The organism is Acidovorax sp., assembly GCF_046294525.1.
GTDB lineage: Bacteria > Pseudomonadota > Gammaproteobacteria > Burkholderiales > Burkholderiaceae_C > Acidovorax.
In genome coordinates this window covers 214,944-239,871 of sequence record NZ_JBKBKQ010000003.1, presented here as the reverse complement: position 1 = coordinate 239,871, position 24,928 = coordinate 214,944, and the positions used below count along the sequence as shown (strand labels likewise).

25 protein-coding genes and 1 pseudogene are annotated in these 24,928 nt (G+C 66.8%); 18 read left to right on the top strand and 8 right to left on the bottom strand.

The features are described 5' to 3' along the window. Positions 1-32: 32 nt before the first annotated feature. Positions 33-926 carry a DMT family transporter gene (locus tag ACK4HJ_RS05555; protein ID WP_409828482.1) on the bottom strand — a complete coding sequence of 298 codons (894 nt, stop codon included), beginning with the start codon at positions 924-926 and terminating at the stop codon, positions 33-35. 134 nt (positions 927-1,060) lie between these two features. Between ACK4HJ_RS05555 and ACK4HJ_RS05550 the strand changes: the two genes are divergently transcribed. Beyond that, positions 1,061-1,504, top strand: coding sequence for an Lrp/AsnC family transcriptional regulator (locus ACK4HJ_RS05550; protein WP_409828479.1), 444 nt, complete (start codon positions 1,061-1,063; stop codon positions 1,502-1,504). A 9-nt stretch (positions 1,505-1,513) separates the two neighbouring features. On the opposite strand, the gene ACK4HJ_RS05545 is transcribed toward ACK4HJ_RS05550, so the two are convergent. Then, a complete protein-coding gene (locus tag ACK4HJ_RS05545) occupies positions 1,514-2,383 on the bottom strand; it encodes a helix-turn-helix transcriptional regulator (protein WP_409828476.1) in 870 nt (289 codons plus the stop codon). Between the two features lie 158 nt (positions 2,384-2,541). Between ACK4HJ_RS05545 and ACK4HJ_RS05540 the strand changes: the two genes are divergently transcribed. The 3 genes from ACK4HJ_RS05540 to ACK4HJ_RS05530 all read left to right on the top strand — a co-directional run bounded on the left by ACK4HJ_RS05540 (position 2,542) and on the right by ACK4HJ_RS05530 (position 4,821). Then, positions 2,542-3,018 (top strand): DUF3237 domain-containing protein, encoded by a 477-nt coding sequence (locus tag ACK4HJ_RS05540; protein WP_409828475.1) that lies wholly within the window; start codon positions 2,542-2,544, stop codon positions 3,016-3,018. A gap of 64 nt (positions 3,019-3,082) precedes the next feature. Continuing rightward, positions 3,083-4,138 (top strand): Bug family tripartite tricarboxylate transporter substrate binding protein, encoded by a 1,056-nt coding sequence (locus ACK4HJ_RS05535; protein WP_409828472.1) that lies wholly within the window; start codon positions 3,083-3,085, stop codon positions 4,136-4,138. Between the two features lie 236 nt (positions 4,139-4,374). Beyond that, positions 4,375-4,821: a CopD family protein gene (locus ACK4HJ_RS05530; RefSeq protein ID WP_409828469.1), complete on the top strand. Its 447-nt coding sequence runs from the start codon at positions 4,375-4,377 to the stop codon at positions 4,819-4,821. Between the two features lie 32 nt (positions 4,822-4,853). On the opposite strand, the gene ACK4HJ_RS05525 is transcribed toward ACK4HJ_RS05530, so the two are convergent. Then, complete coding sequence (locus tag ACK4HJ_RS05525; RefSeq protein ID WP_409828467.1) at positions 4,854-5,318, bottom strand: DUF2231 domain-containing protein; 465 nt, start codon at positions 5,316-5,318, stop codon at positions 4,854-4,856. Between the two features lie 57 nt (positions 5,319-5,375). Between ACK4HJ_RS05525 and coxB the strand changes: the two genes are divergently transcribed. The 7 genes from coxB (at position 5,376) to ACK4HJ_RS05490 (ending at position 13,081) form a co-directional block, all read left to right on the top strand. Further along, the gene (coxB, locus tag ACK4HJ_RS05520; RefSeq protein ID WP_409828464.1) at positions 5,376-6,074 is read left to right on the top strand and encodes a cytochrome c oxidase subunit II; all 699 of its coding nucleotides are present in this window, start codon (positions 5,376-5,378) and stop codon (positions 6,072-6,074) included. Continuing rightward, positions 6,071-8,644: a cytochrome c oxidase subunit I gene (gene ctaD, locus ACK4HJ_RS05515; protein ID WP_409828461.1), complete on the top strand. Its 2,574-nt coding sequence runs from the start codon at positions 6,071-6,073 to the stop codon at positions 8,642-8,644. Before coxB ends, ctaD begins: the two co-directional genes overlap by 4 nt. Continuing rightward, positions 8,641-9,009, top strand: a complete 369-nt coding sequence (locus tag ACK4HJ_RS05510) for a hypothetical protein (protein ID WP_409828459.1) — start codon at positions 8,641-8,643, stop codon at positions 9,007-9,009. Before ctaD ends, ACK4HJ_RS05510 begins: the two co-directional genes overlap by 4 nt. A 29-nt stretch (positions 9,010-9,038) precedes the next feature. After that, positions 9,039-9,842 (top strand): cytochrome c oxidase assembly protein, encoded by an 804-nt coding sequence (locus ACK4HJ_RS05505; protein ID WP_409828456.1) that lies wholly within the window; start codon positions 9,039-9,041, stop codon positions 9,840-9,842. Positions 9,843-9,921: 79 nt separating this feature from the next. Beyond that, positions 9,922-12,273 carry an FdhF/YdeP family oxidoreductase gene (locus ACK4HJ_RS05500; protein WP_409828453.1) on the top strand — a complete coding sequence of 784 codons (2,352 nt, stop codon included), beginning with the start codon at positions 9,922-9,924 and terminating at the stop codon, positions 12,271-12,273. Beyond that, positions 12,270-12,923 (top strand): formate dehydrogenase accessory sulfurtransferase FdhD, encoded by a 654-nt coding sequence (locus ACK4HJ_RS05495; RefSeq protein ID WP_409828450.1) that lies wholly within the window; start codon positions 12,270-12,272, stop codon positions 12,921-12,923. The genes ACK4HJ_RS05500 and ACK4HJ_RS05495 overlap by 4 nt, the downstream gene beginning before the upstream one ends. Positions 12,924-12,928: 5 nt before the next feature. After that, positions 12,929-13,081 carry a formate dehydrogenase accessory sulfurtransferase FdhD gene (locus ACK4HJ_RS05490; RefSeq protein ID WP_409828448.1) on the top strand — a complete coding sequence of 51 codons (153 nt, stop codon included), beginning with the start codon at positions 12,929-12,931 and terminating at the stop codon, positions 13,079-13,081. 13 nt (positions 13,082-13,094) lie between these two features. On the opposite strand, the gene ACK4HJ_RS05485 is transcribed toward ACK4HJ_RS05490, so the two are convergent. The 3 genes from ACK4HJ_RS05485 to ACK4HJ_RS05475 form a co-directional block, all read right to left on the bottom strand. Further along, the gene (locus ACK4HJ_RS05485) at positions 13,095-13,610 is read right to left on the bottom strand and encodes a hypothetical protein (RefSeq protein ID WP_409828445.1); all 516 of its coding nucleotides are present in this window, start codon (positions 13,608-13,610) and stop codon (positions 13,095-13,097) included. Positions 13,611-13,659: 49 nt separating this feature from the next. Beyond that, positions 13,660-13,908 (bottom strand): GlsB/YeaQ/YmgE family stress response membrane protein, encoded by a 249-nt coding sequence (locus tag ACK4HJ_RS05480; RefSeq protein WP_409828442.1) that lies wholly within the window; start codon positions 13,906-13,908, stop codon positions 13,660-13,662. 102 nt (positions 13,909-14,010) lie between these two features. Next, positions 14,011-14,682, bottom strand: a complete 672-nt coding sequence (locus ACK4HJ_RS05475) for an adenylate/guanylate cyclase domain-containing protein (RefSeq protein ID WP_409828440.1) — start codon at positions 14,680-14,682, stop codon at positions 14,011-14,013. A 167-nt stretch (positions 14,683-14,849) separates the two neighbouring features. On the opposite strand from ACK4HJ_RS05475, the gene ACK4HJ_RS05470 reads away from it, so the two are divergent. Beyond that, positions 14,850-15,227 carry a hypothetical protein gene (locus tag ACK4HJ_RS05470; RefSeq protein WP_409828437.1) on the top strand — a complete coding sequence of 126 codons (378 nt, stop codon included), beginning with the start codon at positions 14,850-14,852 and terminating at the stop codon, positions 15,225-15,227. A 31-nt stretch (positions 15,228-15,258) separates the two neighbouring features. Here the strand turns inward: ACK4HJ_RS05470 and ACK4HJ_RS05465 are convergent, their stop codons facing one another. After that, positions 15,259-15,864 carry a C40 family peptidase gene (locus ACK4HJ_RS05465; RefSeq protein WP_409828434.1) on the bottom strand — a complete coding sequence of 202 codons (606 nt, stop codon included), beginning with the start codon at positions 15,862-15,864 and terminating at the stop codon, positions 15,259-15,261. Between the two features lie 171 nt (positions 15,865-16,035). Between ACK4HJ_RS05465 and ACK4HJ_RS05460 the strand changes: the two genes are divergently transcribed. The 6 genes and pseudogenes from ACK4HJ_RS05460 (at position 16,036) to ACK4HJ_RS05435 (ending at position 23,273) form a co-directional block, all read left to right on the top strand. Next, entirely contained in the window at positions 16,036-17,202 is a 1,167-nt protein-coding gene (locus tag ACK4HJ_RS05460; protein WP_409828432.1) for a PQQ-dependent sugar dehydrogenase, read from the top strand. Between the two features lie 145 nt (positions 17,203-17,347). Beyond that, positions 17,348-18,940, top strand: coding sequence for a thymidine phosphorylase family protein (locus ACK4HJ_RS05455; RefSeq protein WP_409828430.1), 1,593 nt, complete (start codon positions 17,348-17,350; stop codon positions 18,938-18,940). 2 nt (positions 18,941-18,942) lie between these two features. Beyond that, complete coding sequence (locus tag ACK4HJ_RS05450; RefSeq protein ID WP_409828427.1) at positions 18,943-19,854, top strand: ribose-phosphate diphosphokinase; 912 nt, start codon at positions 18,943-18,945, stop codon at positions 19,852-19,854. Positions 19,855-19,953: 99 nt separating this feature from the next. After that, positions 19,954-20,556 (top strand): isochorismatase family protein, encoded by a 603-nt coding sequence (locus ACK4HJ_RS05445; protein WP_409828424.1) that lies wholly within the window; start codon positions 19,954-19,956, stop codon positions 20,554-20,556. A 111-nt stretch (positions 20,557-20,667) separates the two neighbouring features. Beyond that, positions 20,668-21,864 carry a hypothetical protein gene (locus ACK4HJ_RS05440; RefSeq protein ID WP_409828421.1) on the top strand — a complete coding sequence of 399 codons (1,197 nt, stop codon included), beginning with the start codon at positions 20,668-20,670 and terminating at the stop codon, positions 21,862-21,864. Between the two features lie 83 nt (positions 21,865-21,947). Beyond that, positions 21,948-23,273 (top strand): annotated as a pseudogene (locus tag ACK4HJ_RS05435) (DUF2254 domain-containing protein). A gap of 241 nt (positions 23,274-23,514) precedes the next feature. Here ACK4HJ_RS05435 and chrA read toward each other — a convergent pair. Then, on the bottom strand, positions 23,515-24,858 hold the full coding sequence (gene chrA / locus ACK4HJ_RS05430; RefSeq protein WP_409828419.1) for a chromate efflux transporter: 1,344 nt from the start codon (positions 24,856-24,858) through the stop codon (positions 23,515-23,517). Positions 24,859-24,928: the final 70 nt, after the last annotated feature.

Sequence of the window (24,928 nt, the reverse complement as noted above, 5' to 3'; positions counted from 1 at the left end):
CGGCTGGGTCGCCGGTGTCTGCGGCCCTGCGGTCAGGTGCTGCGCGGGGCAGGCGACAGCCGGGGCCGGGTGGCCTGCAGGTTCATGGCCGCAGCGGCCAGCAGGATGGCGGCAGCACCCAGCCACTGTGCGGGCTGCAGCCGGTGGCCGAAGGCAACGAAATCCACGCCGATTGCCACCACGGGGTAGATGAATGACAGGGCCCCCTGCAGGTACGTCGGCAGCTTCTGCACCGCGCCGTACAGCAGGATGTACATGAGGCCCGTGTGCACCACACCCAAGGTCACAAGCATCAGCCAGGTGGACGCCCCCTGCGGCGGCGTGCCCAGCTGTGCAAAGGGCGCAAGCATCAGCACGCCCACCGCCACCTGAACCAGCGCGATCAAATGCGGCGGCGTGCCCGTCAGCCGCTTGGCGACCACCGAGGCCAGGGCCCAGAAGAAGGCCGCGCCCAGCGCCATGGTTACGCCCAGCGCGTAGTGGCCGCTGGCCACGCCGCCGCCGGGCTTGGCCTGCACGATGAGCAGCATGCCCACAAACGCCAGGCCCAGCCACCCCAGCTTGGCCAGCGTCACCCGTTCGCCAAACAGCAGGGCGCCAAAGACCACAAGCATGAAGGGCTGCGTGTTGTACACCGCCGTGGCGATGGAGATGGACACATGCGAATAGGCGCCGAACAGCAGCAGCCAGTTGGTGACGATGGCCACGCCGCCCAGCGCTGCCCACAATGCGCTGCGCCAAGTCAGCACGCCGCGCAACAGCCCCATCGCCCCGCACACCAGGCCCAGCGCCATGGCGCCGAATGCGCAGCGCCAGAAGACCACCTGCAGCGCGGGCAGACCCGATTGCACGACGAACCAGCCGATGGTCCCGGAGATGGCCATCGCGGCGCTCATCTCCAGGGTGCCCTGTGTTTTCTTGTCCATGGGGAATGTTCTTGCTTTGGAAACCAGATGGCAGAACTATAGAAAACACTCCGTCGCGAGTGAATGGGAAAAATTAGGCCATTTCACTAGTGTCCTGATAATCTGAGGCATTGCTTCAAATTTGCATTCGCACCATGGACGCCATCGACCAAGCCATCCTCACCCAGCTGCACCAGGACGCGCGCACGTCCCTCAAGGACCTGGGCGAGCATGTGGGACTGTCTTCGCCCAGCGTGTCCGAGCGGCTGCGCCGGCTGGAGGAGCGTGGGGTCGTCCGCGCGTTCACGGTGGACATCGAGCCGCGGGCTTTGGGTTATCAGCTGCAGGCCATCGTGCGCATCAAGCCGCTGCCGGGCCAGCTGGCGGCGGTGGAGCAGCTCATTCGCGATACGCCCGAGTTCTGCGAATGCGACAAGGTGACGGGCGACGACTGCTTTGTGGCGCGCGTCCATGTGCGCACCATCGAGCAGCTTGACAGCGTTCTGGACCGCATTGCAGACAAGGCGCAGACGAGCACCGCCATCGTGAAGGCGCAAACCATCCGGCGGCGGCCGCCGCCCTGGGTTCCGGGTGTCTGAACGCGCCGCTCAGCCGCCCAGCACCCGCGCAAACAGCTCGTTGCGGAAGTGGATGCCCAGGCGCGCAAAGGCGCGATTGCGGTAGGTCTTGACCGTGGGCACGCTGAGGCCCAGGTCGCTGGCGATGCCTTCGTGGGTCATACCCTGCAGCAGGCGCGCGCACACGTCCAGTTCACGGTCGGTGAGCTGGTCGTTGGTGCGCAGCAGCCGCATGCGCAGCGCGGGAAGACTGGGGGCGGGCACATGCCCCGGGGGCGCTGGGGGCAGGGCGACCGAGCCCGCCGCAAAGGATGAATGCGCGGCACCTTGCGACAGCTGGATGTGCTTGCGCGCCAAGGCCAGCAGCACTGGCGCCACGGATTCAAAACCACTCAGGTGGCGGTCGCGGAAGGGTGGCTGGTGCTGGTGGCGGTAGAAGTTGACGGCAAACACCGAGCCGTCGTCTTCATGGTCCACCACCGACACCCGTTCAGCCACGCCGTGGGCCTCGTACACGCGGGCGCGGTGTTCGCCCTCCACCTCTTGCGCCGTGACGTGGCACAGCTGCGTGAGGGGTGCCACGGGGGCATCGTCGTCAAACGAGCGGCCCCAGGTGCTGTCGCGGCGGTAGGGGCCCGACAGGTAGGCCCACCAGCAGTCCTGCGTGGTGTCGGGCACCCCGAGGCTTGCCGACATGAACAGGGTGGGCTTGCAGCGCCGGCCCGTGCGGTACACCGACCAGGATGCGGCAGGCAGCACGGGAGTCAGTTCCTGCAGCAGCCCGGGCACAAAGCTGGGCTCCCCCAGCCGGTGCACCATGCCCGCCAGCGCCGCGCCCGCGGGGTTGACCGTGCCGGGCGGCCCAGCGGCGGGCTGTGGTGGCGCAAGCCAGTGCCTCATGGCCGGGCGCTCCGTGCGCAGGGGCAGCTTTGGCCGGGGTGGGTGAATGGGGGAAAACGCCGTGTCATTGCCCTGTCATCTTCAGGGATGACAGCGCGCTGCCGCAACCGGATTTACGCTAGTTTTTATAACTAATTCTGGTTGCGAGCCACCTGTCCATGCCTGATGTTTTGCCTCTGCCCGAACCCCGTCTCCAGTTCTTTGCCGACCTGCGTGTGCAGGTGGGCGCGCCGCAGGAGGTGGGGCGCACCGTGCACGGTCTCCGGCGGCTGATTCCCATCACCGGCGGCACGGCCACGGGGCAGGGGTGGACGGCACGGGTGCTGCCGGGCGGTGCCGACTTTCAGCTGGTGGTGAACGACCGGCTGTCGGAATTGGATGCGAGGTATGTGCTCGAAACCGACGGCGGCGATTTCATCTATGTGCAGAACCGGGCCGTGCGGTCCGGTCCGCCCGAGCTGATTGCCCGGCTGGTGCGCGGCGAGCCGGTGGACCCCGCGCAGATCTACTTCCGGTGCAGCCCCAGTTTTGAAACCGCATCGCCCGCACTGGGCTGGATTGCCGAGCGCATGTTCGTCGGCGCGGGCGCGCGCTACCCCGACACGGTGGCCATGCGGTTTTTTGAACTGGCCTGAGTCGTAAGCGCAGACCGATTGTTTTTGTTTCTTTTCTTCATCACAACACCCAACGGAGACAACCATGAAACCCCTGGTCCCTCACACCCCAGCGCTGAGCACTGCCGGGCCCCAATACTCCACGCCCCGCCGCGCGCTGCTGGCCGCCACGGCCCTAGCTGCAGCGGCCAGCCTGGCCGCGCCCTGGGGCGCAGCGCACGCACAGGCCGCTGGCGGGGCATACCCCAACAAACCAGTGCGCATCATCGTGGGCTTTCCGGCGGGCACGGGGCCGGACATCGTGGCGCGCCTGCTGGCGCAAAAGCTGTCGGAAGGCTGGGGCAACCTGGGCGTGATCGTGGACAACAAGCCCGGGGCCGGCGGGCTGATTGCTGCTGGCGAGGCCGCGCGCGCGGCGCCCGATGGCTACACGCTGATGCTGGGCGAAACAGGCCAGCTCAGCATCGCGCCCAGCAGCTACAACAAGCTGCCCTATGACCCGGCCAAGGACTTCACCGCTGTCAGCCAGGTGGTCACGTCCGACTTCGTGCTGCTGGTCAATCCGCAAAAAGTGCCCTCGCGCAACGTGAAGGAGTTTGTGGACTGGACCAAGCAGCAGAAGGGCCTGTTCCTGGCCACGTTTGGTGCGGGCACGCCGGGGCATTTTGGAGCGTTCATGTTTGGTGACGCCGTCAAGCTCAAGCCGGAGCCGGTGCACTACAAGAACACATCGGACGCGCTGGGTGGGCTCTTCAGCGGCGATGTGCAGGGCGTGTTCGCCAGCGTGGGCTTGGCTGCGCCCAATGTGAAGGCGGGCAAGCTGGTCGCGTTGGGGTCCACCGGCGCCACGCGGACCAACGCGCTGCCGGATGTGCCCACCATCAAGGAGCAGGGTTACGCCAACCTGGAGTTCTCCTCGTGGTTCGGAATCGTCGCGCCCGCCAAGACACCGCCCGAGATCGTCGCCAAGCTCAGCGCCGACATCGTGAAGGCCGTGCAGTCCCCCGAAGGCAAGGCCAAGATGGAAGAGGCCGGGTTCCGCGTGACGGGCACCAGCCAGCAGGAGTTTGCCCGCATCATTGCGGCCGACACGGTGACCTGGGGCAAGGCCGTGGCAGCCACCGGCTTCAAGGCTGACTGAGCCGCAGCCGACGACCGTCTCAGGCCGCGTTGATCGCGGCCCTGCGTGGCTCCTAGCAACACCGCCACGTAAGACAGATTCGCCAATTGCACTGGAGGGTCAACCCCCGTCCTTATCATCACAGCCCGACCCTGAACCCCCCTTGCAGGAGCAACGCGGACTGTGATGACCACTCCCCTCCCGGGCCACAAAATTGGACAACGCGCGCACCTCCGCGCACAATGGAGCGCGCCGGCATGCCGTGGCTGAAGCTGTTGCACATCACGGCCGTCATCGTGTGGTGCGGCACGCTGTTGTACCTGCCCACGCTGATTGCGTCGGCCACAGGGCCGCAACAGGCCCCGGTGCTTGGCGGCGCGCAGCAGCAGGCTGGGGGGGCTGCTGCCACGCCGCGCCCTCAGGTGCTGCGCATGCTGTTTACGCTTGTGGTCACGCCGGCCGCGCTGGTGGCCATTGCATCGGGCACGGCGATTTTTGTGTTCCTCGGGCCGCTGACGCTGTGGCTGGTGGCCAAGCTGGTGGCGGTGGGCATGCTGGTGCTGGCCCACGCCGTGTGCGGCTTGCTGGTGCTGCGGGCCGAGCGGGGTCAGACCGGGCTGGCAGCGCCGTGTGTGGCTGTCACGGTGCTGTGCGGGTCGGCCATCCTGCTGGTGGCCTGGCTGGTGTTGGGGAAGCCGTTTTGATCGGGGCCATGGGTGCCCCGGCTGCCTTGCCGCTATTCGCTCGTGTCCACACCCACGGCATGCTCGTACACCAGCCGCCCGCCCAGGTAGGCTGCCAGGCCAATGAATCCTGCAGTCAGCAGAGACATGCCCAGGCCCCACGGCATGATGAGGGCACCGGGGTCTCCCAGGCGCAACATCCAATTCAAGGTGGCCAGCGACAGCATCATCACGGCAATGAGCGCGTGGCCCCATGCGGTGATCAGGCGCCGGATGCGCCCCACGGTCAGCAGGTCCACCAAGCCCGCCATGCTGGCGCCCCAGCCCCCCAGCGCGCCCACGCCCGCCAGCCACAAGCCCGCCCGCGCCCAGAAAGGGTCACCGGTGTAGACAAACGCGCCGTCCGCGCCCACCAGACCAATGAGGGCTGCCACGGGGAAGTGGATCATCATCGGGTGCAGGGGATGGCCGGCGATGGCTGCGCGGCTCAGGATGGGTTGAGGAGGCGTTGGATTCATGCGGGCATTCTGCCTTGGCCTGCCGCGGCCCTGCTGCTGGCCGGTTGCAAAGGCCCTTTGTCCACGCTGGACCCGGCGGGCCCGTCCGCGCAGGCCATCGCCACTGTATGGTGGTGGATGCTGGCAGTGGCGGTGGTGGTGCTTTTGGGCGTGGTGGCCGTGTGGCTGCTGGCCATGCGGCGAGGCACCACAGGCAACACCGCGCGCGAGCCGCATGACACAGCGCACACCAGCCAGCGCTGGCTGGTGTGGGGCGGTTTGGTGTTGCCCAGTGTCAGCATTGCCGCGCTGGTGTGGTTTGGCGCGCCCGCAGGCCTGCACCAGTTGCCTTTGCCCGGGCAGACGGCTGGCCAGCCGGCACCATTGGAGATTGAGGCCATCGGCCACCAGTGGTGGTGGGAGGTACGCTATCCCGGCCGCGGCACGGTACTGCGCAACGAGATGCGCATTCCGGCCGGAAGACCGGTGGACGTAGTGACCGGCAGCGCGGACGTGATCCATTCGTTTTGGGTGCCCCGGCTGGGCGGCAAGCTCGATGCCGTGCCGGGGCGCAGCTTCCGGGTGCGTTTGCAGGCCCACGCGCCTGGCACATACCGCGGGCAATGTGCCGAGTTCTGCGGCGTGGGCCATGCCCACATGAGCATGACGGTGATCGCCATGGAGGCCGCCGCATTCGATGCCTGGCTGGCAGCCGCAGGGCCCAGTTCGGGCGAAACCAACACGGCCCCGGCCCCGGCAGAAGGGGCATCACGATGACATCGGCACCTGTACGAAGCGCTGTGGACACCTCCTCCACCGACCACCCGCCCCTGGCAGCGGATGCCCAGGCGCTGCATGCGGAGTTCGAGGCCGTGTGGGGCAACCCCCGCGGCTGGCGGGCCCTCAGCGTGGTCAACCACAGCAGCATTGCATTGCGTTTCATGCTGACGGGCGGGGTGTTCTTCCTGGTGGCAGGGTTACTGGGCATGCTGCTGCGCGCGCAGCTGGCACGCCCAGGGCAGGCTTTCATGGGTGCCGAGGCCTACAACCAGGCTTTCACCATGCACGGCACCATGATGATGTTTTTGTTCGCCGTGCCCATCCTGCAGGGCCTGGCGGCCTATCTGCTGCCCAAGATGCTGGGTGCACGCGACCTGGTTTTTCCGCGGCTGTCGGCGTTTGGCTACTGGTGCTACGTGTTTGGCGGGGTCATCTTCACCAGCAGCTTGCTGCTGGGCCTGGCGCCGGATGCGGGGTGGTTCATGTACACGCCGCTTTCCAGCAGCCACTACTCGCCCGGGCTCAACTCCGACTTCTGGCTGCTGGGCGTCACCTTTGTGGAGATATCCACCATGGCCGCAGGTATCGAGATTGCCGTCTCCATCCTGCGCACGCGCGCATCGGGCATGGCGCTGCACCAGATGCCCGTGTTCGCCTGGGCCATGTTGGTCACGTCGCTCATGATCGTCACCGGCTTTCCGCCGCTGATCCTGGGTTCCATCCTGCTGGAGCTGGAGCGTGCCGCAGGCTGGGCCTTCTTCGATCCGACGCGCGGCGGCGATGCGGTGCTATGGCAGCACCTGTTCTGGCTGTTCGGCCACCCGGAGGTCTACATCATCTTTCTGCCCGCGGCGGGCGTGGTGTCCACCATCGTGCCGGTGTTTGCGCGCCGGCCGCTGGTGGGCTACCGCTGGGTGGTGATCTCGCTGGTGAGCATCGGGTTCATCAGCTTCGGGCTGTGGGTGCACCACATGTTTGCGGTGGGCATTCCGGCCATGGCGCTGGCGTTCTTTTCGCTGGCCAGCATGCTGGTGGCCATTCCCACAGGGGTGCAAGTGTTTGCGTGGATTGCAACGCTCTGGGCCGGGCGGCCGGTATGGTCGGTGCCCATGCTGTGGGTAGCCGGCTTCCTGTTCATCTTTGTGGCCGGCGGGCTGACGGGCGTGATGCTGGCCTTTGTGCCGTTTGACTGGCAAGTGCACGACACGCACTTTGTGGTGGCCCATTTCCACTACGTGCTCATTGGCGGCATGTTGTTCCCGCTGATTGCGGGGCTGTACTACTGGCTACCGCACTTCAGCGGGCGCATGCCTTTCGAGCGTCTTTCCAAGGTGGGCTTCTGGCTGAGCTTCATCGGCTTCAACGGCACGTTTCTGGTCATGCACTGGACGGGCCTCATGGGCATGCCGCGCCGCGTCTACACGTATGCGCCGGGCATGGGCTGGGACCTGCCCAACCTCGTCTCTTCGGTCTTCAGCTTTGTGATGGCGTTTGGAGTTGCCACGGTCATTCTGGACATTGCCCTGCATTTCCGCCTCGGGCGCCGCGCGTTGGTCAACCCCTGGGGTGCCGATACGCTGGAGTGGGCCACCGGCACACCGCCCAAAAGCTACAACTTCGCCAGCCTGCCGCCGCTGTCCACGCGCCATCCGCTGTGGGACCACCCGGACCTTCCCCACACCATCGCGGCGGGGCAGCATGCGCTGCCGCAGGCGCGCCACGGTCGGCGTGAAACACTGGGCAGCGACCCGGTGACCGGCGTGCCGCGCGAAGTGATCCACCTGCCCGGCAACTCCTGGTGGCCGCTCGTGGCGGGGCTGTTGCTGGCGGCGCTGTGCATTCTGCTGCTAGCCAAAGCCTATGTGGCAGCGGCGGGCACGGCGCTGGCGGCCGTGGGCGTGCTGCTGCGCTGGTCGTGGGAAAACGGCGCGCACCCGCGCGCTGCCGCTGGCGAGGCCCACGACCTGCCCGACGGTTTGAAGCTGCATTCGCGCACCTTCGACGGCCCCGGCTTGTGGGGCATGGGCCTGACCTTGCTGGCCGATGCGGCGCTCTTCACATCGCTGCTGTTCGGGTGGCTGTATCTGTGGACGGTGGCGCCGCATTGGCAGCCGCCCGCGCAGTCTCCGCTGGGTATCTGGCCCCTGGCTGCTGTGGCGGCGGTGCTGGGCCTGGGCACGCTGTGCATGCAGCGCGCAGTGGAGGGGCTGAAGACGACGCCAAACGCGCCCCGGCTTGCCGCGCAACTGGGCGCTGCCGCCGTGCTGGGCGTGCTGGCGTGCTGCGGTTTGGCTGCCTTGCTGGTGCTCGCGCCGCTGGAGCCCCGGCGGCTCGCGCATGACGCTGTGCTGACCTTCACGCTGTACTACCTGCTGGCGCATGCGGCCCTGGCCGCCGTGTTGTCGGCCTTGCAGGTGTGGCGTGTGCGGTGTGGGTATGTCGGCACCCTGGCCCCGTATGAGCCTGTGGTGGTGGCGCTGTGGTGGCGCTACACCGCGGGCGCGGCAGCCGTGGCGTGGCTGGTGATGGCGCTGCTGCCGCTGGCTTTCCGCTCGGGGGCGGCATGAAGTGGCTGCGCCAGCCTGCAGGGCACCCGGTGCATTTGGCCACCGGCCTCACGCTGTGGTTTGTCTGGCTGTGCCTGGTTTATGGCGGTGCTGCGGTGGCCTGTGCCGTGGCCCCGCCGCCGGCGCACGCAGGGCCGTGGACCGGGGTCAACGCCTTCCTCCTCTTTGTATCGGCGGCGTTTGTCGCTGGTTTTGCCTGGGCCGCGCTGCGCCAGGCCCGGGCTGCCCGCGCCCTGCAGGGTGATGACGCCGCCGCACGCCGTCGGCGGTTCTTTGCATCAGCGGCCGCAGTGCTACACGGGGTGGCGGGGGTCTCCACTCTGGTGGTGGCTTTACCGTTGCTGCTGCTGGCGCCATGCGTGTAGGGATGCGGTCGGCTGCAGCGGCAGCACTTTTGGCATGCGCGACTCTGTCGGCTGGCCCTGCTGCGGCGCACGGCAACGCCTTCACGGGCGAGGGCGCCCACGCGCCCATCTGGGCATCGCAGGGGTTGTTTGCGGCGGCGTGGCTGGGCTACATGTGGGGCGCCATACTGCGCCGGCCTGACCCGGCGCGCCGGGCGCTGTTCCATTGCGCCATGCTGCTGGCTGGCCTCGCGCTGTTCGGCCCTTTTGACGACATGGCAGGCAGCAGCACGGCCTGGCACATGGTGCAGCACATGCTGCTCATCGTGGCCGTGGCGCCACTGGCCGTGCTTGCGCGGCCCTTGCCGCAGTGGCGGGCCGTGGTGGGCCGCCGCATTGATGGGGTATGGCGCGGCGTGCAGGCGCTGACGCGGCGGCCCATGCTGTGTGCGCTGCTGCACGCGGCCGCCATCTGGATCTGGCATGCGCCCGGGCCGTACATGGCAGCCGTGATGTTCAACGGGTGGCATGTGCTGGAGCACGCGAGCTTTCTTTGCACCGGCTGGCTGTTCTGGTGGGCGGTGCTGCGCCCGGGCACTGCACGTGCCCTGCAGGCCACACTGGCGTTGCTGTTCACGGTGATGCACACGGGGCTGCTGGGGGCGCTGCTGACCTTCGCACCGGTGGTGCTGTACGCGGGCGAGTCGCGGGAGCTGTGGGACCAGCAGCTCGCAGGTCTCGTGATGTGGATTCCGGGCGGGGCGGTCTACCTTCTGGCCGCCGCGTGGGTGGGTTTTCGCTGGCTGGGGAGCGCGGGCGCCGTGGCGCCAAGGCACACCACCGTCTGGCAATGAAGGGGCGGCGCGTGTTAGCCGCATGGGATTGGCCCCCCTGTCCTACATGTCTGGGGCTGAAGGGTTCTTAGCATGGGGTATGGCATCGCACTCTATGCACCCCACACAGCACGACACCGATTTCGAACCGTACGATGGACCTGCGGGCGGTTGGGGGTCGCTGAACTCTCTGGCCCACCACGTAGCCCACCACGCCGCGCCCACCGCCTTGGCCGAACTGCCTCGCCAGAACAAGCCCGATGGCTTTGCGTGCGTCAGTTGTGCCTGGGCCAAGCCGGCCAAGGCGCATTTGGCCGAGTTTTGCGAGAACGGCGCAAAGGCCACCTTTGCCGAGCTGACCCACCGGCGCATCGGTGCCGAGTTCTTTGAAACCCACACCGTCACCGAACTGCTGTCCCTGCCAGACCATGACTTGGAGCACTTCGGGCGTCTGACGGAGCCGCTGCGCTACGACCCGCAGGCCGACAAGTACCGCCCGGTGAGCTGGCAGCAGGCCTTTGCCGACATCGGCCAGCAGCTGAAGGAGATTGCGCAGGAGCACACGCCGGACGCCGTGGTGTTCTATGCCTCGGGCCGTGCGTCGCTGGAGACCTCATACATGTACCAGCTGCTGGCGCGGCTGTACGGTACCAACAACCTGCCCGACAGTTCCAACATGTGCCATGAGAGCACCTCGGTGGCATTGAAGGAGGCCTTGGGCGTGCCAATTGGTACGGTGCGGCTGGAGGACTTCGAGCACACGGACTGCCTGCTGTTTTTTGGCCAGAACGTGGGCAGCAACAGCCCCCGCATGCTGCACCCGCTGCAGGAGGCGAGTGAACGCAAGGTGCCCATCATCGTGTTCAACCCGCTGCGTGAGCGGGGTCTGGAAGAGTTCACCAACCCCCAGCGGCCAGGGCAGATGCTGGTGGGCAAGCCCACCCGCATTGCCACGCACTACCTGCAGGTGCGGCCTGGAGGGGACATTGCCGCGCTGGCCGGCTTGTGCAAGGCGGTGCTCGAACTGGACGACGCGGCGCAGGCTGCTGGCGCGGCTCGGGTGCTGGATGTGGACTTTGTTGCCGAGCACACCACGGGCTTGGACTTGTTTGCGGATTGGCTGCGGGGCCTGGACTGGACCGCTGTCGAGATGGAGTCCGGCCTCCCGCGCGCCGCGCTCGCCGAGGTAGCCCAGGTGTATGCGCGCTCCAGCGCCGTCATCGGAATCTACGGCATGGGCTTGACGCAGCACAAGCTGGGCGTGGACAACGTGCGCATGGTGGTCAACCTGTTGCTGATGCGCGGCAACATGGGCAAGCCCGGCGCAGGCGTGTGCCCGGTGCGGGGGCATTCCAACGTGCAGGGGCAGCGCACGGTCGGCATTGCGGACGACCCCAAGCTGGTGCCGCTGGACACGCTGGCCCGGCAGTTTGCGTTTGAGCCGGCGCGCCACAAGGGGCTCAACACGGTAGAGGCCTGCGAAGCCCTGCTAGACGGGCGTGTGAAGGCTTTTATGTGCCTGGGCGGCAACCTGCTGCGCGCCGCGCCCGATCACTACCGGCTGGAGCCCGCGTGGCGCAGGCAGCGGTTGTCGGTGCAGATCGCCACCAAGCTGAATCGCACGCACCTCATCACCGCGCAGACGTCCTACCTGCTGCCCTGCCTGGGGCGCATCGAGCGGGATGTGGGCCCCACTGGCGCGGAACAGACCGTGACGGTGGAAGACAGCACGGGCTGCATCCATGCCTCGCGCGGGCACCATGCACCTGCTGGCGAGTTGCTATTGCCCGAGGCGCGCATCGTGGCCGAGATTGCCAAGGCCACGCTGCCGCCGGGTACGCAAGTGCCCTGGGACGCGTGGACGGAGGACTACGCGCGCGTGCGCGACGCCATCGAGCAGACCTTCCCCGACGACTTCCGTGATTTCAACCAGCGGATGGGCCAGCCCGGCGGCTTTGGCCGCCCGGTGGCAGCCCGCGAGCGACGGTGGGACACCGAAAGCGGCAAGGCAGAGTTCCACGTGCCTCCATCGCTGTGCGCGGCCTTCGAGGGCGACGGTGGCGACGATGTGTTGAGGCTGGTCACGCTGCGCAGCAACGACCAGTTCAACACCACCATCTACGGATACGACGACCGGTTTCGTGGCATTCAGGGCACGCGTGACGTGCTGCTGATGTGCGAGTCGGACATGGTGCGCTTGGGGGTGGAGGAGGGCGACATGCTGACGCTGCAAAGCGCGGCCCGCCAACAGGGCGCCGGCCCGGCGCGAGAAGTGCACAACCTGCGCGCCACCCGCTACAACCTCCCGCCCGGCTGCTGCGCCGGCTACTACCCCGAGTGCAACCCCGTGATTCCGCTCGCGCACCATGCGGACAAAAGCAAGGTCCCGGCCGCCAAGTCGGTGCCTGTGCGGGTGCGCAAGCACACGTTGCCGTCGGAGCCCGTGATATGAAGCCCGCTCTCACCCCGGTGCCGCGACTGCACCATGCTGGCGCTGTGGCGGGCTTGGTTGCTGGCCAGCGCACGGTGCCCGAAGAGGCCGCCGTCGCCTTTCACTACAACGGCCGAAGCCACGCGGTGATGATGGCCACGCCGGCGGACCTGGAAGACTTTGCCGTGGGCTTCAGCTTGGCGGAATCGCTGGTGGCGTCCGCGCAGGACATCACCGACATCCAGGTGCGGCCGGCGGTAGGCGACGGTATCGATGTTCACATCACCACCCGGGGCGGCGCCGCCGATACCGATCCTGGCAAACACCACCATCGGCTGACCGGGCCGAGCGGGTGTGGCCTGTGCGGGGTGCAATGCACGCAGAACGCGCTGCGTCCTGTGCAATGGGTGCGGCGGCCAGTGGCGCGGTGGACGGCCGAGACCGTTGCTATGGCAATGCAGGGGTTGCAGGGCGCGCAGCAGCTCAACCGCCAGGCGCGCGCCTTGCACGCTGCCGGATTCTGGGCACCGGGGCCGCAGGGTGGCCTGGTGGCGGTGCGGGAGGACATTGGCCGCCACTGCGCGCTGGACAAGCTGGCCGGTGCACTGGCGCGCCAAGGCGTTCACGGTGGGGGCGGGGCCAGACAGCGAGGCTGGGAGCCTGCCTGTTGATTGCCGTGTCGGCACCCACGGCGCTGGCGGTGCGCACGGCACAGGTCGCAGGCATCACGTTGATTGCGGTTGCGCGCGGGGCCGAATTTGAGGTGTTCACCCATCCGGAGCGCGTAGAGGGTGCCGAGGCGCCACGGCAGGCATTGGCCGCGGCCTGATTTCGTACCACGGCTACTTGGAAGTTTTTGACGGTGTGGGCGCGGGCAGCGCCAGCCCGGCTGACTGGCACACGCGTACGCAATCGCGGATGTGTTGCTGTCCCAGGTACCGCAGCACGGCATAGCCCAGTGCTGCGGCCGCGGCCTGGCCTGCCAGCGGAACGTACTTGGCGAGTTGTTTGGTGGTCAGTCGCACCCCCACAGTGTGGGCAACGCGCAGCACCAGGTCCCGGGTGATGAGCTTGCCGATCAGTACCGACCCCACCAGGCCCACGGCCTTTTGCACCTGCTCGCGCGCGCTCGGGTCCAACTGGTCGATCTGCTCTGCTGTCAAGCCGAACTCGGCGCTGATTTGCGGCAGCAGCCGCGTGAGCAGGGCCGCGTCCACGGCCCAATCCAGCCCCGGCACCGGCACCGCACTGGCCACGGCAGCAACCAGCGCACGCCGGTGCAATAGGCGGCGGCTGCGCTGGATGGCGGCCTGCAAGTGGGCGTCCGTAGCAGGGGTGGAATGCGTCGAAGAAGCCATGGTTCAAAGTCCCGTTGCAATAAAACTATTTGCAAAGTTGTTGCCTGTGTTACCGGCCCTTGAAGAGGCCGAACAGCGACAGCAGCGTGACGGCGCCCAGCACAGGTGCAATCCAGGTGCCAGCTTCACCCTCGTCGTACCAGTCCATGGCCAACCCTACGTAGCTCGCCAGAAACGAGCCGGTCACGCCCAGCAAAGCCATCATGATCCAGCTGTGCCGGTCGTCGCGTGGTTTGACGGCGCGGGCCACCAGGCCAACCGCCAAACCGATCAACAACATTTCCAGCAGCGATGGCATGCAACCCCCTTGTCCTTGTGTTTTGTGACGAGGGTCACTGTACGAAGGCGTGTAGTGCCCCGATGTCGGACAAGGTCCCCTGCGGGCGTCCCCGCGCCGGCTTCAGGACCCCGGGGGTTCTCCGAGAGGTCGCTCGTACAGGCAGTCTTCAAATAGATGCGCCGTCAGGTCCAGGCCCGACACCTGGTAGTGCGCGGGGGCGCAGGCATACCGGCCCGCGGGCAGCGCGGCGTGGGCGGCAGCGGTCAACAGGATCTGGCCTGCGGTCGCTACGTCCTCCCCCAGCTTGCAGGCGCAGTTCATCTCGGCGCCGAACAGATCTTCATCGGCAATGACCAGCGAGGGGCCATAGCCGATCCCAGCGCTGATGTGCAGTGCGCGCTCTGGCGGCAGCACCGCGTTCATGGCATGCAGGGCGCGCAGCGTGTCCAGCGCTGCCTCCAGCGCCTGCTCTGCCGTGCTGAACACAGCAAACACGTTGTCAGCCTCCTGCTTGACGACCTGGCCCCCGTTGCCCTCGATGGCGGGCCGGGCGGCCTGCTCCATCTGATGGATCATGGCCAGGAAGTGGATGATTCCGTGGCTTTGGGTGATGCGCGAAAAACCGCACATGTCCACCACCAGGATGGCGACGTTGCGCACAAATGCCTGAGCAATCGCCGCATCGACCTCTGCCGCGCTGGCGGGGAACCGGTTGCGGTGCGACAGCAGCTGGTGCAGGTAGGCCTTGTCGTGTGCGAAAGGGGGCAGCGGCAGGGGCTGGGGGTGGGACATGGCGCTGTGCTGTGGGTGGTGTCCGACATGGTAGCGCGACGCTTGCCGGCCGCTGCAGGCACGGGGGCGCGGGACCATCAGCCCAGGCCGACTCGCCCTTCACCACGGTCCCGGATGAAGCGGCACGCGGGGGCAGAGACGCGGCCGAACGCATGAAAGGGAATCCCATGAGCAAATTCACAGGCCACCGGAGCCGTTTGATTTTTGCTGCCGCTTTGACGCTGGGCGGCATTCTGCAGATGCCCGCACCGGCACTGGCGCAAAGCGATGAGGCGTCGCTGCAGCGGGGCGCGGAGCCCGACACCACGCCCCAGCAGCGCTACCAGTCCGCCATCCGCGAAGCAGGCGGCGGGCTCAAGGTCAGTTTGCAGGAATGTGCAGCCATGGCGGCAGCAGAGCGCCGGTCCTGCGAGGCGCAGGCCCGGTCACGCTACAACGTGGACATGGCAGCCGCCAAGGCGATGCTACGCGATCCGTCCGCGCGACCTGTCAACGTGGTGGGTGGCCCGATCCGAAGCTCCGAAACCGTGATTCAGGTGAAGTAGCGTGCGGTGTGGACCCGCACGTTCGCCGAAGCTAAGGCTTGACCTGGGCGGTGGTGTCCACGCCGGTCTGGGATGTGACGCGGCGCGCGCCGTTAAAGCGGCGGGCCCAGTAAGCCACGCCCATGTCCTCCACACGCACTTGCGCGCCGCTGCGCGGGGAGTGGATGAATTTACCGTCCCCCACGTAAATGCCCACGTGGCTGAAATTGCGGCGCATGGTGTTGAAGAACACGAGGTCGCCCGGCTGCAGTTCTTTTTTGTCGATGACCTGCGTGGCGGCGGCTTGCTGGTCGGCCCGGCGGGGCAGTAGCAGGCCTACGGTCTGTTCGTAGATGGCGCGTACAAAGCCGCTGCAGTCGAACCCGGTTTCTGCGCTGTTGCCGCCCCGCTTGTAGGGCACGCCCAGAAAGCCCATGGCATTGATGACGAGGTTGGAGGCCTGATCCGCCACGCTGTGGGCCTTGTCGGCCACCTTGTGACTCACGTCCTCCAGACGGTTCAGCAGGCCCTTGTCGGCCAGCTTTTCTGCGGCCTTTTCGCCAATGAAACGGTCGAAATCATCGGGGTTTGCGACCTGGGGCGCGGCGTGCGCGGCCGAGGCGCAGGCCAGCAAAAAGATACATAACCATCGGGACATGGGGGCGAAGGGTATCACGCCGCGCTTAATTATTAAAAATAAAGGATGTTGCAAGCTGTTGATTTGCCTCAGGTTTATCCCTGATGTTCTGCAACGCAGGCGGTGCATGGTGCGTGCGGCCCCTGTTGTTGCGGTGTGTTAATGAATCGTTGTTGAACGGAGACCTTTCCCATGAATTTGTATAGAAAAGTGCCTCCAGCGCTTGTGTATAAAGCGCAAACAGCTATATTTTTGGTAGCAATTGCCTGCCACGGCACAGTGGCGGCGCAAAACCGCAGCAGCTCAACGGCCCCAACACTGGTGCCCGTGGCCACCGGCCTGGTCAACCCGTGGGCCGTGGCGTTTCTGCCGGAGGGGCAGTTTTTGGTGACCGAGCGGCCCGGGCGCATGCGCGTGGTCAGCGCCAGCGGCCAGGTGGGGCCTGCGCTGGCGGGCGTGCCACCGGTTGCGACGGGCGGGCAGGGCGGCCTGCTGGATGTCATTACCGACGCCGACTTTGCGCGCAACCGGCGCATCTACTTCTGTTTTTCAGAACCGGCGGGCGCCGGGGCCACAGGCAACAGCACGGCGCTGGCCCGGGCAACGCTGGCGACCGATGGGCGCAGCCTGCAGGAGGTGCGGGTGATCTTCAGCCAGCAGCCCAAGGTGTCAAGCAGCCTGCACTTCGGCTGCCGCATCGTGCAGGCGCCGGACGGCAACCTCTTTATGACGCTGGGCGAGCGCTACCAGCGCATGAGCGACGCGCAGAAACTGGACAACCACCACGGCAAGGTGGTGCGAATCAGCCCGGACGGTGCCATCCCGCCGGACAACCCGTTTCGCAGCCGCGCTGGCGCCTTGCCCGAGATCTGGAGCTACGGCCACCGCAACCCGCAGGGCGCCACGCTTTCGCCAGACGGAAAGCTGTGGACGCACGAGCACGGCCCGCAGGGCGGTGACGAGATCAACCTGCCACAGGCAGGGCGCAACTACGGCTGGCCCGTGGTGACGTTTGGCGAGAACTATGGCGGCGGCAAGATCGGCGAGGGCACGGCCAAGGCCGGCATGGAGCCACCCCTGCACACCTGGGTGCCGTCGATCGCGCCATCGGGCATGGCGTTTTTGACCAGCACGCGCTATGGCGCTGCATGGCAGGGCAGCCTGTTTGTCGGCTCGCTCAAGTTCGGCACCTTGCACCGGCTGGAGATGGACGGCGCCGGCAAGGTGCTGCGCGAGGAAAAGTTGCTGGAAGGCAGCGGAGAACGCCTGCGCGACGTCCGCCAGGGCCCGGATGGCCTGCTGTACCTGGTCACCGACAGCCCGCAGGGGCGATTGATGCGCCTGCAGCCCGGCGGCTGAGCGGCACAAGCGGTCAGCGCAGGCGGGCACCGCGCTACGCCACGGCTTGATCCACGTCAAACCTCGCCGCAAAACTGCGCTCGCGCCTGCCGCGCACGGGTTGGCGCCAGTGCCGCAGCGCAGGGGGCGGGTGTAGTCTGGCTGCATGACCGACCTGCACCCACCTGGCGCCACCGTGCTGGCGCAGCCGCTGCCCCCTCGCTCCGAACTGGCCCTGCGCCGCGTTGCCATCGACACCTGGCGCGAAAACGTCGCCTACCTGCACCGCGACTGCGCCGTGTACCGGGCCGAGGGCTTTCAGGCCCTGTCGAAGATCGAGGTACGCGCCAATGGCCAGCGCATCCTGGCCACCGTCAACGTGGTGGACGACGCCGCCATCGTGGACTGCCACGAACTGGGCTTGTCGGAAGACGCATTTGCCCAGCTGGGCGTGGACAACGGCCACACGGTGTCGGTGGCGCAGGCCGAGCCGCCTGAATCCATGGGCGCGCTGTTCCGCAAAATCGCCAGCGAGCGTCTCACGCGCGAGGACTTTGCCGCCATCGTGCGCGACATCGCCGGCCACCGGTATTCCAAGATCGAACTCACCGCCTTTGTGGTGGCCTGCCACCAGAGCGAGTTGGATCGCGAGGAGGTGTACTTCCTGACCGACGCCATGGTGGGCAGCGGCGAGCGCCTGAACTGGCACGAGCCTCTGGTGGTGGACAAGCACTGCATCGGCGGCATTCCGGGCAACCGCACCACCATGCTGGTGGTGCCCATCGTGGCCGCGCACGGCATGCTGTGCCCCAAGACCTCGTCGCGCGCCATCACATCGCCCGCAGGCACGGCAGACACCATGGAGGTGCTGGCCAATGTGGAGCTGCCGCTGGAACAGCTGGCCGGCATCGTGCGCGACCACCGGGGCTGCCTGGCCTGGGGCGGCACAGCCCACCTGTCGCCCGCCGACGATGTGCTGATCTCGGTGGAGCGGCCCTTGTCCATCGACTCGGCCGGGCAGATGGTGGCGTCCATCTTGTCCAAGAAGGTGGCCGCGGGTGCGACCCACCTGGTGCTCGATATCCCCATCGGCCCCACGGCCAAGGTGCGGTCCATGCCCGACGCGCAGCGCCTGCGCCGCCTGTTTGAATACGTGGCGCGGCGCATGGGCCTGTCGCTCGATGTTGTCATCACCGACGGCCGCCAGCCCGTGGGCAATGGCGTGGGTCCGGTGCTGGAGGCGCGGGACGTGATGCGCGTGCTGCAGAACGACCCGCGCGCCCCGGCAGATCTGCGGCAAAAAGCCCTGCGCCTGGCCGGGCGCTTGATTGAGTGCGACCCCGACGTGCGCGGCGGCGACGGCTATGCGATTGCGCGCGACATCCTCGATTCGGGCCGCGCGCTGGCGCGCATGAACGCCATCATCGCGGCCCAGGGCAGCCGGGGTTTCGACCATAACCACCCGGCGCTGGGCCCGCTCACGCTGGACGTGGTGGCCCCCGCCAGTGGCGTGGTGGCCAGCATCGACAACTACCAGATCGCGCGTGTGGCCCGCCTGGCGGGTGCCCCCAAGGTGCCCGGCGCAGGGGTGGACCTGGTCCACAAGCTGGGCGACACCGTGGCCGCTGGGGACCTGCTGTACCGCGTGCACGCCAGCTACCCGGCCGACCTGGAGTTTGCGCGCCAGGCCTGCGAGCAGGACAGCGGCTACCGCCTGGGCACGGCCGACGAAGTGCCGCGCGTGTTTGTGGAGTTCTGACCATGGCCACACCCGCTACCGCCGGCTTGCTGTACTTTGACGACGAAGCAGCCCCTGCATTGCGCCTAGCGCAGGCTTCGGGGTTCACGGCCCGGGCCATAGAGCGCCACCGCTTTCCCGACGGCGAAACCAAGCTGCGCCTGCCAGTCGATGCCGCAGGCCGCCTGCCGCCGTGCGCCGTGCTGCTGCGCAGCCTGCACCAACCCAACGACAAGCTGGTGGAACTGCTGCTGGCGGCCCGCACGGCGCGCCGCCTCGGCGTGCAGCACCTCACGCTGGTGGCTCCGTACCTGGCCTACATGCGGCAGGACATCGCCTTCCACCCCGGCGAGGCTGTCAGCCAGCAGGTGGTGGGCGCCTTTCTGGCGGACCTGTTCGACGCCGTCATCACCGTAGACCCGCACCTGCACCGCATAGCCCGGCTGGAGCAGGCCATTGCCGTGCGGCAAGCCGTGGTGCTCAGCGGCGCAGAGCCGCTGGCCGACCTGATCGCGGCGCGCCGCCCCAACGCGCTGCTGGTGGGACCGGACGGCGAATCCGCCCAGTGGATTGCCCAGGCAGCCGCGCGCTACGGCTTTGACCATGCGGTGTGCACCAAGGAGCGTCATGGCGACCGCGATGTGGCCATCGAGCTGCCACCGCTGGACGCGCGCGGCCGCGCGGTGGTGCTGCTGGACGACATGGCCAGCACGGGCCGCACGCTGGCGCTGGCGGCGCGGCTGCTGCGGCAGGCGGGCGCCGCATCGGTGGACGTGGCCGTGACCCACGCGCTGTTTGCGGGCGATGCGCTGCAGGCGCTGCACGATGCGGGCGTGGGCGAGGTGTGGAGCACGGACTGCATTCCTCACCCCAGCAACGCTGTTGCAATGGCCGAGCCGCTGGCGGCTGCGTTGCACACGGTTCTGGCGGCATAAGGCGACATAAGGCGCATCGCCGGGCTGCGACAATGCCCCATTCGCCTGCGCCCCGTCCCGGCCCGCGCATTTCAGAACACGCACACGATCGAACACACCATGCTGCTTGATGCCACCGAATCGCAACTCGTCCTGGTCGACTACCAGGAGCGCCTGATGCCCGCCATCCACGAAGGCCCCGCCGTGCTGGCCAACGCCCGCCGCCTGGCCGAGATCGCCCGCATCCTGGACGTGCCCGTGTGGGGTACCGAGCAGAACCCCTCGCGGCTGGGCGCCAACGACGCTGCGCTGCGGGCGCTGTGCCAGAAAACCCTGGCCAAGATGCACTTCAGCGCCGCCGAAGAAGGCCTGGGCGAGTGGCTGCGCCCCCCGGCCAAGCCCCAGGGCGGCAACGCACGCAGCTTGCCCAAACACCTGCAAAAGCCCGCCCAGCAAGCCCCCGAGCGCGGCACCATCGTCATCGCCGGGTGCGAAGCCCATGTGTGCCTGCTGCAAACCGCGCTGGACCTGATCGACGACGAGTTTGAAGTCTGGGTGGTGACCGACGCCTGCGGCTCGCGCACCGAACGCAACCGCGACGCCGCCTTCGACCGCCTGGCTGGCGCGGGCGCCGAGCTGGTGACCACCGAGATGGTGGCGTTTGAATGGGTGGGCAGCTGCGAGCACCCGGCGTTCAAAGATGTGCTGGCGTTGATCAAGTAAGCAGATATATGGCCATTTTGGCCTCCAGCGCTTATCCATGAAGCGCTGTCAGCTATCGAAATCATAGTTCTCTGCCGCCAACCCTCGGCGGCTCCCCGCTTCTTTCTGCCCATGACGCCTGAATTTATCGCCCTGGTTTTGGTGGTGGCCTTGCTGGTGGTCAATGTGCAGGCCAGCCGCCGGATTGCGCGCAGCGGAGAGTCAAGTTTTCGCAAGACCATGTGGGTCGGTGGCGTGTGGGTGTTGCCGTTTCTGGGCGCGTGGCTGGCCAAAAGCCATTTGCCGCCCACGGCCGAGTCGGGCGACGATCTGCAGGACATTGGCGAGGCAGAGCCCGCCCCGGCGATTCTTGAGGCGCCCGGAATGGACCGATTTGAGGTTCTGGCGCATCTGCACCACCTCCAGGACCTGCCACAGCTGGACTGGCCGGCGCTGGACGCCTGGGCCCACGGTGACTCTGGCGACCGCAGGCCGGAGGACATCGCACAGGCCCTGAACCAGGGCCGCCGCGCCTGGCTGCTGCACCTGCGCGATGCGCTGGGCCAGCACATGCACCTGTACGAAGGGGCGGACTGCTTCATCCTGTCGCCGCTAGACCGGTCGGTGGCCCGCGCGACGGCGCGCTACGTCACCACCACGCGCCAGCGCATCGAGCGGCTACTGGCGGGCATGGCGCATTTCCCCGTGGCCGAAAAATGCATCCTGCTGGTGCTGGACGACGAGGACACCTACTACCACTACGTCGCGCAGTTCTACGGCGAGGATGGCGAGTTTGCGCGCAGCGGCGGCATGTTCATCCACTTCGGCTGCCCACACTTTGTGGTGGTGGCCGCCGATCTGGCCGCCATCGAGCCCGTGATTGCCCACGAGATGACGCACAACGCACTGGCCCACTTGCAGCTGCCCACCTGGCTGGACGAGGGCCTGGCCGTGAACACCGAGCGCCGCCTGAAGGGCGCGCCCCCCGCGCAGCACACCGCCGCTCAGTTGCACCACATGCACCAGCGCTTCTGGACGCCTGAGCGCATGCAGGAGTTCTGGGCGGGCACGTCGTTTCAGCGCACCGACGACGGCAATCTGCTGTCGTACGAGCTGGCCCGTATTTTGGTGGACCACATGGCGCGGGACTGGGCCGCGTTTACCGCGTTTGTGACCACCGCACAGCGCCGCGATGCCGGGGTGCAGGCCGCCGCCGAGGTGCTGGGAGTGGACCTGGGCCGCAGCGTGCGCGCCTTGCTGGACATTGTCGATAACGAAGGCTGGGCGCCAGAGCCTGCGCGATCGGGTGGTGCGTCGGCTCGACAGTAGTCTTTAGCGTTCCCCGTGTTTGCGCAGTTGCCTCCTATTGAGTGTCAAACAGGCACTACACGCGCTGCGGTGCGGGGCAGACAATGGATGGAATGCCGCAGGGCGAAGGAGTGCATATGAAATGGTGGGTGTCGTCCGATCAGTGGCGTTTTCTGGTGCGCCGCATCCGTGAGCGTTTGTGGGTCAAGCCGCTATTCATATGCATCGTCTCGATCATTGCGGTGTTTGGCGCGAAGGTGTCCGACCAACTGCCGCTTGCGCGCCTGGCGCCTGACGTGTCGGGCGCGTCGGTGGAAAGCCTGCTGCCCATCATCGCCGCGAGCATGCTGGCCGTCGCCACGTTTGCCGTGGCATCGATGGTGTCGGCGTATTCGTCAGCCAGCACCACGGCCACGCCACGTTCGTTCCCTTTGGTGATTGCGGACGATGTCTCGCAAAACGCGCTGTCGACCTTTGTGGGGGCGTTCATTTTCAGCGTCGTGGCCCTCATGGTCATGAAAAACGGGTACTTTGAAATCGCAGGACGCTTCACGTTGTTCTCCATGACGGTGGCGGTGCTCGGTTTTGTGGTGTTCACATTTGTGCGATGGACCGACCGCATTGCGCGGTAGGGGCGTTTGGGTGCCACGGTGGAGCAAGTGGAGGCGGCCACATCAGATGCCATGCGGCGGCGGCGCAAGCGCCCGGCACTGGGCGGCCTGGTGCGCAACCTGCAAGAGCCATCCGCGGGCATGGCCGTTTTTGCAAGCGAAGTGGGCTACGTGCAGCAGATCGACATGCACGCCCTCCAGGAATTTGCACAAGAGACCGGTGGCCGCGTGGTGATCGATGCGCTGCCGGGCACTTTTGCCATGCCGGGTAGCCCTTTGGCCCGCGTGGTGGCAGGGTCCACCGTTGGGCAGAAAGTTGAGCTTCAACGGGTGACCGCTGCCTTCACCATCGGCCGTGACCGTGTGTTTGACCATGACCCGCGCCTGGGGCTCATCGTGCTATCCGAGATTGCGGGGCGCGCGCTTTCGCCTGCCGTCAACGACCCTGGCACCGCCATCGGGGTCGTGGGCACCCTGGTGCGGCTGTTCACGCTGTGGACCGAGCAGGACAAGCAACTCGCTGCGCTGCCTGTGGAGTTTGACCGCATCGAGGCGCCAGCACTGCAGATTGACGACCTTTTCGACGATGCCTTTACCGCGATCGCACGCGACGGTGCGGGTACTGTGGAAGTGGGCGTGCGGCTGCTAAAAGCACTCCGGTCGTTGGCGTCTACCAGCGATGACGTCATGCGAGTGGCCGCGACGCGGCATGCTCAGCAGGCGTTGGCGCGCGCGGAGAAGGCGCTACCTTTGCCGCAGGATCTGGATGTGATCCGTTCGCTGGCGCAGAGCGTGGGCGCTCCCCTGGCGAATCGCTGAAGCTCGACCGCTGCAACGCTGCCGAAATCACCTTTTGACGACATTGATCGCATGCCAATGCAGCGTATTTTCGTGTTTTATGCTTCCAGCGCTTGATATTCATGCGTCAGCAGCTATTAAAAATATAGTGCTGAGATGGCGTATTTTTGCCGGATGCAGGCCTGTTTGGCGACCATGAGCCATGCGGCAATGCGTAGACCGCAATGACTTTCGGGCGGAAATAAAGATCGGCTCAGGCAAGCTACGTTGTGACCAATTTCAGGGTCAGCCCGGTCAACGCGCACAATGTCAAGAGAGGCATCACCCGCATTTTGAAGCGAAACAGCGCCACCAGTGCACCGACGGCGATCACCGCCGATACGGCATCGAACGCTCCGCCAGAACCCTTGGGCCACAGCAGGTGGTATGCAAAGAACAGGGCCAGGTTCAGGATGACGCCCACCACGGCCGCGGTGATGGCCGACAGGGGCGCGGTAAAGCCCAGCTTGCCGTGGGTGGCCTCCACCAGCGGGCCACCCGCCAGGATGAAGATGAACGACGGCAGGAAGGTCACGAATGTCACAACCGTGGCCGCTACGGCGGCCCCTGCAAACAGCGCGTCCGGCCCCCACACCTGCTGCAGCCAGCCGCCCACAAAACCGACAAAGGCCACCACCATGATCAGCGGGCCGGGCGTGGTTTCGCCCAAGGCCAGGCCGTCGATCATCTGCGGGCCGCTGAGCCAGTGGTAGTGCTCCACCGCGCCCTGGTACACGTAGGGCAGCACGGCATATGCCCCGCCAAAGGTGACCAGCGCTGCCTTGGTAAAGAACCAGGCCATCTGCGTAAGCGTGCCCTGCCAGCCCTGAGTGGCCACCAGCACGGCCATGGCGGCCAGCCACAGCGCAAGGCCCGCCGCCAGCACCTTGGCCAGGTGGCGGCGCGAGAAGCGCGCGTGCGCGGGCGGCAGCGTGTCGTCGTCGATGAGCGCCGGGCCGTAGCCCTTGTGCCCGTTGCCGTGGCCGCCGCCCAAGGCAAACACCGCGGGCCAGCGCTGCGAGCCAAAGTAGCCGATCAGTCCCGCAGCCAGCACGATGGCCGGGAAGGGCGTGTTGAGCGCAAAAATGGCCACGAACGATGCAGCGGCGATGCCCCACATCCACCCGTTTTTCAACGCCCGCGTGCCGATGCGGTGCGCCGCATGCAGCACCAGGGCGGTGACTGCGGGCTTGATGCCGTAGAAGATGCCCGCCACCACGGGCACATCCCCAAAGCGCAGATACACCCACGACAGCCCGATCAGGATGAACAGCGAGGGCAGCACGAACAGCGCCCCGGCCACGATGCCGCCCCAGGTCCGGTGCAAAAGCCAGCCGATGTAGGTCGCCAGTTGCTGCGCCTCGGGGCCGGGCAGCAGCATGCAGTAGTTGAGGGCATGCAGAAAGCGCTTTTCGCTGATCCAGCGGCGGCGCTCCACCAGCTCCGCATGCATGATGGCGATCTGCCCGGCCGGCCCACCAAAGCTGATGAAGCCAAGCTTGAGCCAAAAAAGAAAAGCTTCCCGGAACCGGACGGACGTGGGAGCGGGGGGCGGTGCTGGATGCATGGGCCCGGAGTGTGACAGGCCTGTGTGACGCTGGCAGGCATATTGATCGGTGGGCGACGACGGACCTGCA

What these genes read in the sequence shown, in the direction of transcription:
- ACK4HJ_RS05555 (WP_409828482.1), bottom strand. Translation starts at nt 926, where the DNA reads ATGGACAAGAAAACACAGGGCACCCTGGAGATGAGCGCCGCGATGGCC.
- ACK4HJ_RS05550 (WP_409828479.1), top strand. Translation starts at nt 1,061, where the DNA reads ATGGACGCCATCGACCAAGCCATCCTCACCCAGCTGCACCAGGACGCG.
- ACK4HJ_RS05545 (WP_409828476.1), bottom strand. Translation starts at nt 2,383, where the DNA reads ATGAGGCACTGGCTTGCGCCACCACAGCCCGCCGCTGGGCCGCCCGGC.
- ACK4HJ_RS05540 (WP_409828475.1), top strand. Translation starts at nt 2,542, where the DNA reads ATGCCTGATGTTTTGCCTCTGCCCGAACCCCGTCTCCAGTTCTTTGCC.
- ACK4HJ_RS05535 (WP_409828472.1), top strand. Translation starts at nt 3,083, where the DNA reads ATGAAACCCCTGGTCCCTCACACCCCAGCGCTGAGCACTGCCGGGCCC.
- ACK4HJ_RS05530 (WP_409828469.1), top strand. Translation starts at nt 4,375, where the DNA reads ATGCCGTGGCTGAAGCTGTTGCACATCACGGCCGTCATCGTGTGGTGC.
- ACK4HJ_RS05525 (WP_409828467.1), bottom strand. Translation starts at nt 5,318, where the DNA reads ATGAATCCAACGCCTCCTCAACCCATCCTGAGCCGCGCAGCCATCGCC.
- ctaD (WP_409828461.1), top strand. Translation starts at nt 6,071, where the DNA reads ATGACATCGGCACCTGTACGAAGCGCTGTGGACACCTCCTCCACCGAC.
- ACK4HJ_RS05510 (WP_409828459.1), top strand. Translation starts at nt 8,641, where the DNA reads ATGAAGTGGCTGCGCCAGCCTGCAGGGCACCCGGTGCATTTGGCCACC.
- ACK4HJ_RS05500 (WP_409828453.1), top strand. Translation starts at nt 9,922, where the DNA reads ATGGCATCGCACTCTATGCACCCCACACAGCACGACACCGATTTCGAA.
- ACK4HJ_RS05495 (WP_409828450.1), top strand. Translation starts at nt 12,270, where the DNA reads ATGAAGCCCGCTCTCACCCCGGTGCCGCGACTGCACCATGCTGGCGCT.
- ACK4HJ_RS05485 (WP_409828445.1), bottom strand. Translation starts at nt 13,610, where the DNA reads ATGGCTTCTTCGACGCATTCCACCCCTGCTACGGACGCCCACTTGCAG.
- ACK4HJ_RS05480 (WP_409828442.1), bottom strand. Translation starts at nt 13,908, where the DNA reads ATGCCATCGCTGCTGGAAATGTTGTTGATCGGTTTGGCGGTTGGCCTG.
- ACK4HJ_RS05475 (WP_409828440.1), bottom strand. Translation starts at nt 14,682, where the DNA reads ATGTCCCACCCCCAGCCCCTGCCGCTGCCCCCTTTCGCACACGACAAG.
- ACK4HJ_RS05470 (WP_409828437.1), top strand. Translation starts at nt 14,850, where the DNA reads ATGAGCAAATTCACAGGCCACCGGAGCCGTTTGATTTTTGCTGCCGCT.
- ACK4HJ_RS05465 (WP_409828434.1), bottom strand. Translation starts at nt 15,864, where the DNA reads ATGTCCCGATGGTTATGTATCTTTTTGCTGGCCTGCGCCTCGGCCGCG.
- ACK4HJ_RS05460 (WP_409828432.1), top strand. Translation starts at nt 16,036, where the DNA reads ATGAATTTGTATAGAAAAGTGCCTCCAGCGCTTGTGTATAAAGCGCAA.
- ACK4HJ_RS05455 (WP_409828430.1), top strand. Translation starts at nt 17,348, where the DNA reads ATGACCGACCTGCACCCACCTGGCGCCACCGTGCTGGCGCAGCCGCTG.
- ACK4HJ_RS05450 (WP_409828427.1), top strand. Translation starts at nt 18,943, where the DNA reads ATGGCCACACCCGCTACCGCCGGCTTGCTGTACTTTGACGACGAAGCA.
- ACK4HJ_RS05445 (WP_409828424.1), top strand. Translation starts at nt 19,954, where the DNA reads ATGCTGCTTGATGCCACCGAATCGCAACTCGTCCTGGTCGACTACCAG.
- ACK4HJ_RS05440 (WP_409828421.1), top strand. Translation starts at nt 20,668, where the DNA reads ATGACGCCTGAATTTATCGCCCTGGTTTTGGTGGTGGCCTTGCTGGTG.
- chrA (WP_409828419.1), bottom strand. Translation starts at nt 24,858, where the DNA reads ATGCATCCAGCACCGCCCCCCGCTCCCACGTCCGTCCGGTTCCGGGAA.